The 2881-nt window shown below is 42.8% G+C and carries 3 protein-coding genes; 1 reads left to right on the top strand and 2 read right to left on the bottom strand.

The genetic code is table 11. The annotated features are described in order from the left end of the window. Positions 1 to 97 precede the first annotated feature (97 nt). Both hemE and nudC read right to left on the bottom strand, forming a co-directional pair. A complete protein-coding gene (gene hemE / locus I3259_RS20085; RefSeq protein ID WP_008986033.1) occupies positions 98 to 1165 on the bottom strand; it encodes a uroporphyrinogen decarboxylase in 1068 nt (355 codons plus the stop codon). Between the two features lie 125 nt (positions 1166 to 1290). After that, a complete protein-coding gene (gene nudC / locus I3259_RS20080) occupies positions 1291 to 2061 on the bottom strand; it encodes an NAD(+) diphosphatase (protein WP_238031432.1) in 771 nt (256 codons plus the stop codon). Between the two features lie 150 nt (positions 2062 to 2211). Here nudC and rsd point away from each other — a divergent pair, with 150 nt between their 5' ends. Beyond that, positions 2212 to 2697: a sigma D regulator gene (rsd, locus tag I3259_RS20075; protein WP_238031431.1), complete on the top strand. Its 486-nt coding sequence runs from the start codon at positions 2212 to 2214 to the stop codon at positions 2695 to 2697. Positions 2698 to 2881 lie beyond the last annotated feature (184 nt).

The raw sequence follows: 2881 nt of genomic DNA, 5'->3' as shown, positions 1-2881 counted from the left end.
TATGCGACTAGGCCTTCAAGAAAACGTGAATTATCTTAATTCACATGCATTACGCAATCACGTGGGTTTCTTTTTCAATCACATCGCTGTGTTGATATTACTTATGGTACGGCTTAGATAGCTCATGTACTGCATCAACAAACACACCTGCATTCTCAGGCGGTACATCTAAGTGGATACCGTGACCTAGGTTAAATACATGGCCTGTACCTGCATCACCAAAGCCTTCAAGGATAGAGGCAACTTCTTGGCGAATACGCTCAGGTTGTGCGTAAAGGATAGAAGGATCCATGTTACCTTGTAGAGCCACTTTATCACCGATACGACGTTTCGCTTCTGCGATATCAATCGTCCAGTCTAGGCCTACGCCATCACAACCTGTTGCTGCGATTTGCTCAAGCCACATGCCGCCATTTTTAGTAAATAGCGTCACAGGAACACGACGACCATCATTTTCACGAATTAAGCCATCAACAATCTTATGCATGTAACGTAGCGAGAACTCGTTGTAATCACGTGGGGTTAATACACCGCCCCAAGTATCAAAGACCATCACAGCCTGTGCACCCGCTTTGATCTGTGCATTTAAGTATTCGATAACGCTATCTGCTAGCTTATCTAGCAATAGGTGCAGTGTTTGTGGCTCTGCGTACATCATCTTTTTGATCTTAGTGAATGCCTTAGAGCTACCACCTTCAACCATGTAAGTTGCCAACGTCCATGGGCTACCAGAGAAACCAATCAGTGGTACTTCACCTTGTAGATCATGACGGATTTGACGCACTGCATTCATTACGTATTGCAGTTCACCTTCAGGATCAGGTAAACCGATCTTCTCAACGTCTGCTTTGCACTTGATCGGACGTTGGAATTTAGGACCTTCACCTGCTTCAAAGTACAAGCCAAGACCCATTGCATCAGGAATCGTCAAGATATCTGAGAACAAGATAGCAGCATCAAGTGGGAAGCGCTTAAGCGGCTGTAGCGTTACTTCACTTGCTAACTCAGCATTCTTACATAGCGACATAAAGTCACCCGCAACACTACGTGTTTCACGGTATTCTGGTAGATAACGACCTGCTTGGCGCATCATCCATACTGGTGTGTGATCAACAGGCTGCTTTAACAACGCACGTAGATAGCGGTCATTCTTTAATTCGCTCATTTGAGACTCCATGGGTAAATTCTGCGCTTATTGTATCATTCATTACTTAGAACAAAAGAGAGCATATCTTATTCTATTAATAGGGAATAACGATACGATAACACGTTAAGTCTGATTGTTATTAATTACAGGTTAGTCGCTGGAACAGACAATGTATGCTCTATTAATCGACGTGCTATCGTCCCTTGTGGCGGAAGTGGCGGTAAATGCTCCGCATCAGCCCATATTGCATCTGTTAACTCTTCATAATCGGGCTTAATCTCGCCACCCGCATAGTCAGCAATAAAGCCCATCATAAGGTTAGAAGGAAATGCCCACGGCTGACTACCAAAATACTGAATATTCTTAACCCTAATGCCAGTCTCTTCCTGCACTTCACGAGAAACACACTGCTCTAAAGTTTCACCAGTTTCAACAAAACCCGCAATCACCGTGTACATACCGGTTTTATGGCGAGGATGCTGCGCTAATAAAATCTGATTTTCTTTACGTACCGCAACAATAATGCAAGGCGAGACGCGAGGATAATCTATTGCGCCGCAGCCTGAACATTGCATTGCTAATTGATCAGAATGTAACTCTGCCTTACTACCACAACGCCCACAAAAGCTTTGTTGGCTTAACATGTAAGATAACTGCAAGGCACGACCAGCTAGATTAAAAAGCACCGAATCAACATCAAGTAATTCCCGTAAACTATAAAAGTTATCAGCGGGAGCGTCAGCTTTCGCCTCTAGCCAATAAACAGGATACTCATTAAAACTCCCAATAACTCGACACGATAACGCATATTCATCACACCAAGTAGGATCTCGCAGTGGTAGCGCTTTATTTTCGAGCCAGATTTTTCCATTCTGAACAATACAGCAATATGCCAAATTCTCATTTTTTAACATTTTTATTACTTTCTTCCTTGCAGGAGCTATTAATTACTGGCAATCTAAAGTTGAAACGAAGTAGTAATCCGAATAACGAGATCTCTTTATAAAGAGAAGGATCAAAGTCTATCGCTTTCACGATACAGACAAGATCATGAGGACGTGCTCATGCTTAGTAAATTCGAACAAGTCAAAAAAGAATGGGGCGGTCATAATGACGTCATTGATCAATGGCTGATGATGCGTCAACAACTGCTTATCGATTACTGTAAACTCGCAGGTCTTTCCCCAACAGAAGCGGCAAAAAACCGCCAACTTCCAACCGCGTCTCAACTAACGTTATTTAATGAAGCCCTTGTTGATTACATTTCAGCAGGTCACTTCAAAATTTACGATAGCGTAATGGAGCGCTGGCATCAAACAGGTTATTCACCTACCGAAGAAATTTCTGCACTCTACGCTAAAATCACTCTAACCACCGATCCTCTGCTTAATTTTCACGACAGATACCACGCCATAAAGGATGATGATCTACTCGCCCATTTTGATGATGATTTATCTAAAGTCGGCGAAGTGATGGAATTACGCTTTGGCTTGGAAGATAAACTCATCGAGCTTATCAGCGATAGCCTATCCTGCCCACCAGGCGCTTAATCTATCTCTACCTTGTGGCAGCAACGCCATGCTGCCACTTCATCATTTAATCTCCCATCTCCCCTATTCTTAAACTTCCACCAGCCATTTTTACTATCTTATAGATAATAAAAAAGGCACCCCGAAGGACTGTCTCTTGATCACAAGTTATTGTGTTCAAGAGACTTAGCTAGCTCATATCCTT

Source organism: Photobacterium sp. Ph5 (genome assembly GCF_022129445.1).
GTDB lineage: Bacteria > Pseudomonadota > Gammaproteobacteria > Enterobacterales > Vibrionaceae > Photobacterium.
The sequence above is the reverse complement of the archived record's forward strand: the minus strand, read 5'-3'. Positions and strand labels throughout refer to the sequence as shown.